Here is a 2296-nt window from a genome sequence, read left to right as displayed (position 1 = left end):
TATGGATACCTAATAATATAGCTATTTGGGAGCTAAAAGGGAGCCAAATGGTAGCCATTTTTAAAATAGCTTCTTACTTTTTGTCTGCCAAAATTCTATTTGCTTTTGTAATTGTTTTTCATTTTCTCTTAAAGTCGATTTCATTAATTCTGTTAAATCAACTGGAGATATTTCTTTAATTAAATTTTTATATTTATATTTAGTTCTTTTATTCAATTCTCCCCATTTGCCTTCTTCATGAATTAACATGTAAACCATTGCTTGTTCATTTAATTTTTCTGGCGAAGTCCAATCTGGTTTCAAGATATGTAAATCATTAAAACAATCATTCCAGTAGTCCACCATGTCTCTTTTAAGTTCAATTTCTACACGCCATAAGTGATCAGACATAACTTCGACATCTGCGTTATCTTTACATTCTTGTTTTTTGTTATAAATTCTAATAAATCTATCACTATCTCTTACACCGAAATATTTTGTTTCAGGCTTACCATTACGACCATAAAAGATAGTTTTCTTAACTGCTTTATCAGTCATTGCGTAGTAATCGCTCAAATCATCTTCAAAATCAAAAGCTAAATCTATTCTTGTAAAACCGTCATCTTCCATGTAGTCGATAATGTTTTGTTTTAACCAAAGCATTTCTTCATGCGTAAGTTTATTCGGATTAAATTCAACACGCATATTACGTCTATCCCATGTATCTGCTTTTACTTTGTCGTATTCAATATAAACTTTTTCCTGTAGTGCTTTAGCTTTAAATTTCGTTTGTAGTATATCCCAAAGTCGAATTTGTGGTTCGATACTCATAAATGACGATAGCTTTTGAGCGTTGTCACGACTGAGATTTCCAACTATTGTCATAGCGTCAAAACTTAATTTAGGATTTTGTGGGTGCACAGAATGCACTCCTAACCGGCTATTAGAGTAGCCGGTTTTAGAAAAAATATCTAAATCGTTATTTTTACAATGATTTAAGTAATTTACACGCTTATTATTTTTACTCATAAAAAATCGACTCCTTAATTTGTTTTTTAAGAAGCCGCCCATCCAAACGTCAAATGTAAATGTTGAAGTATAATCAAATATCGTTTAATATCTAAATATACAAAATCATAAAAACAACTCCTGTTTTAATTTTTGAATTTGAATGGTTGTCGCGCACAAACTTTGGTCGGGGAGTGGGCGACTTCTTTTTTATTTGCTATTAATATAACACTATCAAAAAACTTGGTCTAATATGACCGATCTTTTTCATGCCAAAAATTTCTTTCAACAACAAAAAACGCCTCAACCCTTTATTAACAAGGGATAAAGCGATAATTTAAAACTCGAGTTATTTATATATAGTATCAAGACAAGAAGAAACTCGTTTTACTCGTTTCAAAAAAGCCAAAAAATATCAGCGTTAAATACTTTTGAATGCACTGTAATTAAATAAATGTTAAAGTGAAAATATAGCATTATCCTCAAACATCATTAATTCTTTTAACATGTAATAGTTCTTCGCCCAACACATAGCTACTCAAAAATTGAGTGGCTATTTTTTAATGCTTTATTCCAATTGCTTTATTGACGTTGAGCCTCTGAACCCTTAACAATCCCTAAACTTGTCGAATCGTCGGCTTAATAGCTCACGCTATGCCGACATTCGTCTCCAAGTTTAGTTAAGGGTTCTTCTCAACATCAATAAATTTTCTCGGCATAAATGTGTGTGATATGCTTAATACAGTCCTCATTTTCAATCGCACAGTATGATAGCTATTCTCCAGACCACTCATTTTTGAGTGGTTCCTTTATTTTGCATTTTAAGCCCTTTCTAGGACATTTAATCATTCCACGTATAAAAATAACTAAAAACTTTTTTTGTTCAACAGAGAGACGATAAATCATTTTAAAATTCATTTTCTAAATCTTTTAGAATACGAAATATGTTTTTCTATCTCGGTTATTCTTCTTAATAAAAAGCTAAAGCCTTAAAAAATAGGTGTATAATGTAACTCTTGTATTTTAAAGAGCATAAGAGGAATCCTGCACAGAAATGTCTCCGTATGTAGCCATTCGGTAGCCATTTCTGTGCAAAATATTGATTTGACAGTGTCAAATGGGATTCCTATTTATGCGATAAAAATTGTTATATGACTCCCGAACGGCTACACAAAAGATACCGAATAGCTACACAAAATCAAAAATGGCTACCATATGGATACCTAATAATATAGCTATTTGGGAGCTAAAAGGGAGCCAAATGGTAGCCATTTTTAAAATAGCTTCTTACTTTTTGTCTGCCAAAATT

At 31.5% G+C, this 2296-nt stretch carries 1 protein-coding gene; it reads right to left on the bottom strand.

Annotated features, from left to right (window positions below; all coding sequences use genetic code 11):
• Positions 1–60: 60 nt before the first annotated feature.
• Positions 61–1008, bottom strand: coding sequence for a replication initiation factor domain-containing protein (locus ACIBJB_RS47430; protein ID WP_398940386.1), 948 nt, complete (start codon positions 1006–1008; stop codon positions 61–63).
• Positions 1009–2296: the final 1288 nt, after the last annotated feature.

It is taken from the genome of Streptomyces sp. NPDC050759 (assembly GCF_044456945.1).
GTDB lineage: Bacteria > Actinomycetota > Actinomycetes > Streptomycetales > Streptomycetaceae > Streptomyces.
This window is presented reverse-complemented; position numbering and strand designations above follow the sequence as displayed.

Coding starts and splice junctions, on each gene's coding strand:
- ACIBJB_RS47430 (WP_398940386.1), bottom strand. CDS start 1,008: ATGAGTAAAAATAATAAGCGTGTAAATTACTTAAATCATTGTAAAAAT.